Source organism: Borrelia persica No12, from assembly GCF_000500045.1.
Taxonomy (GTDB): domain Bacteria; phylum Spirochaetota; class Spirochaetia; order Borreliales; family Borreliaceae; genus Borrelia; species Borrelia persica.
Genome location: NZ_AYOT01000139.1, coordinates 1 through 2,212, shown reverse-complemented (window position 1 = coordinate 2,212; position 2,212 = coordinate 1). Strand labels below are relative to the sequence as shown.

Genomic DNA, 2,212 nt, shown 5'->3' with positions numbered 1-2,212 from the left:
AAATCGGAGATAGGACAGTATTTTACTAAAATTGAAACTACTATGAAAACAACGAAAGCAAAATTAAACGAGATTTTAGAACAGAATGGCAATTATCCAAAGTTAAAAGAAAAGATTAACGAATTTATCGCAACTATAGAAAAGATTGAAGAGGGAGCAAAAATAGCGGCTGGGGGGTGCTAGTGGTGGTGATGCAATAGGAAATGCTAAGCAAAATGAAGACGGGCTATATCTGCAGATTCTGCAAGCGTAAATGTACTTATTCAAGGAATTAGAGAAATAGTTGATGCGGTGTTGAAAGAAGGTAAAGCAGATGCTACTGAAACTGGTGATACAGAGAAGAAATCAGTTGGTAATTTGCTTGCTACACAGAATGATATGACAGAACAATAAGTTGCTGCAGCAAGTGCATCAATAGGAGCAGTAAGTGGTGCTGACATTTTGCAAGCTATATCAAAGTCAGGAGATGCTGGCATTAGTAAAGATATTAATACAGTAACTAATGCAGCAGAGATTGCGGTTGCTAAGAAGGACTCTGGTACTAAAACTCTTGATCAAGCAAAGGTAGATGCGGTAATAGCAGCAGGAATAGCATTGAGATCAATGGCTAAGGATGGTAAATTTGCGGCTAAGAATGGTGATAATAAATATTCTCATGTGCAATAAATGGTGCAGTTGCGAGTGCAGTAAATAAGACACTAAGTACTCTAATAATAGCAATAAGAAATACTGTTGATAGTGGATTAAAAACAATAAATAATGTTCTTGTTACAGTAAAACAAGAACATAAGATCACAGAAGCAGCAGCTGGTGGACATCAATAAATAATTATCGATAAAAGATAAGTATTAAAAAATAAAGTCATTTCAAGGAAACATTTCTCTTATTCTTTGTGGAGGTTTATAGGGAAGATGTTTCTTTGTTAAGTTAAGTGATTACAATATATTTTTATATTTAATCCTTTATAACTGTAAATATCAGATTTATTTGACATTCATTTATCATGTGAGCATTGCATTCATTTTTATTTCATTTTTGTTTCTGGACTAAGCTTTTAAAGAGAAAAAAGTAAGAGGGAAAAAGAGAAATGAAAGAAAATAAAAGGGAAAGAGCAAAGAGAGAAGAAAGGATAATGAGAAGAATTGATGAAGAGAAGTATTGTGATGATGATGGTGATGGGATTGCTAATGGGATGTAATAGTGGTTTATTGGCAGAAGAGAAGGCAAAGAATGAGTTTTTAAGTTCAATAGCGAATTTAGGTAAAGGATTTTTGGATGTTTTTGTTGCATTTGGGGATATGGTGAGTGGGACATTGGGGATAAAGGCAGAAACGAAAAAGAGTGATATAGGGAAGTATTTTATTGATATTGAGAAGACTATGGTATTAGTGAAGAATAAATTAAACACTTTAGTTGCAGAAAATGGTAATTATCCAAAAGTGAAAGAAGTAGTTGAGCAATTTATTAGTGGGATATTAGATAAAATTGCAGAAGGAGCAAAAGAAGCATCGAAAGGGGCTACAACTGATATTGCTATAGGAAATGCTGAACAAAATAAAGACGCTAAACCTGGAGAAGTATCAAGTGTAAACGCACTAGTTAAAGGAATTAAAACAATAGTTGATGTGGTGTTAAAGGATAAGGGAAGTGCAGAAGTAAATAAGACTGAAGAAAATGAAAGGAAATCAGTTGGGAATTTGTTTGCTAAAGGAAGTGCTAATGATGGAACAGAAGCACAAGCTGCAGCCGCAAGTGCATCAGTAGGAGCAGTAAGTGGAGCTGATATCTTGCAAGCTATATCAAAGTCAGGAGATGCTGATACTAATAAAGGTATTAATCAAGTAACTAATGCAGCTGAAATTGCAGTTGCTAAGAATGATTCTGGTACTAAAACTCTTGATGCAGCAAAGAAAGATGCGGTAATAGCAGGAGGTATAGCATTGCGGGCAATGGCAAAGGATGGTAAATTTGCGGCTAAAAATGGTGAAGAGAAATCAGCTCATGCAGTAAATGGAGCAGTAGCAAGTGCAGTAAACAAGACACTCAGTATTCTTATGATTGCGATAAGAAATACAGTTGATAGTGGATTAAAAGAGATAAATAAAGCACTAGCTAAGGTAAACAAGAAGATAAATCTTCAGAAGCGTTAGCTAGTGTACAACGATAGATAATTGTATAAAATTAAGTAAAAAATTATTTAAAGGGAACACTT

Annotated in this window: 2 protein-coding genes and 1 pseudogene; all 3 read left to right on the top strand. The window is 34.4% G+C overall.

Annotation, left to right across the window (positions count from 1 at the left end):
• Positions 1-42: 42 nt before the first annotated feature.
• The 3 genes and pseudogenes from U881_RS13055 to U881_RS0103100 all read left to right on the top strand — a co-directional run bounded on the left by U881_RS13055 (position 43) and on the right by U881_RS0103100 (position 2,150).
• Positions 43-666: pseudogene (locus U881_RS13055) on the top strand (variable large family protein).
• A complete protein-coding gene (locus U881_RS13745; protein WP_160164790.1) occupies positions 648-824 on the top strand; it encodes a variable large family protein in 177 nt (58 codons plus the stop codon). Before U881_RS13055 ends, U881_RS13745 begins: the two are co-directional and overlap by 19 nt.
• A gap of 321 nt (positions 825-1,145) precedes the next feature.
• Positions 1,146-2,150 (top strand): variable large family protein, encoded by a 1,005-nt coding sequence (locus U881_RS0103100; protein ID WP_235048125.1) that lies wholly within the window; start codon positions 1,146-1,148, stop codon positions 2,148-2,150.
• The last annotated feature ends 62 nt before the right edge of the window (positions 2,151-2,212 follow it).

Bases quoted from the DNA above. Each gene is read 5' to 3' on its own strand.
- U881_RS0103100 (WP_235048125.1), top strand. From the start codon at position 1,146: ATGAAGAGAAGTATTGTGATGATGATGGTGATGGGATTGCTAATGGGA.